This window comes from Glycomyces buryatensis (assembly GCF_004912275.1).
GTDB classification, from domain to species: Bacteria; Actinomycetota; Actinomycetes; order Mycobacteriales; family Micromonosporaceae; genus Glycomyces; species Glycomyces buryatensis.
This window is the reverse complement of record NZ_STGY01000035.1, coordinates 1-555: the sequence shown is the minus strand read 5'-3', so window position 1 is coordinate 555 and position 555 is coordinate 1. Positions and strand designations below refer to the sequence as shown.

General features: G+C 67.6%; 1 protein-coding gene. It reads left to right on the top strand.

All coding sequences use genetic code 11. The features are described 5' to 3' along the window. Positions 1-555 (top strand): thiamine pyrophosphate-dependent enzyme (locus tag FAB82_RS08900; protein WP_246039533.1); only part of this gene is annotated, 555 nt, incomplete at both ends.

Sequence of the window (555 nt, the reverse complement as noted above, 5' to 3'; positions counted from 1 at the left end):
CGCGATCCGAAGGCCTACAACGTCGAATACGCCTACTCGTGCATGGGCTTTGAGATCGCCGCCGGAGTCGGCACCAAAATGGCCGCGCCCGACCGCGAGGTCGTGGTCCTGGTCGGCGACGGTTCCTACCTGATGCTGTCCTCCGAGATCACGACCATGATCTCCGAAGGCCTCAAGGTGATCATCGTGATCGTCCAAAACCACGGCTTCGCCTCGATCGGATCGCTCTCGGAGTCCCTGGGCTCCCAGCGCTTCGGCACCGAATACCGGTACCGCGACGACGAATCCGGGCTGCTCGACGGCGAGGTGCTGCCGGTGGATCTGGCGGCGAACGCCGCCAGTCTCGGCGCCGAGGTCATACGCGCGAGCGGGGTGGCGGAGTTCCGTGAGGCGATCGCCAAGGCCCGGGCCAATACCCGCGCCACCGTCGTACACGTCGAGACCGATCCGACCGGTCCGAACCCGCCCGGCTCGGCCTGGTGGGACGTGCCCGTCAGCGAGGTGTCCGGGCTCGACTCGACCCGCGCCGCCCGCGAAACCTATGCCGACCACCAG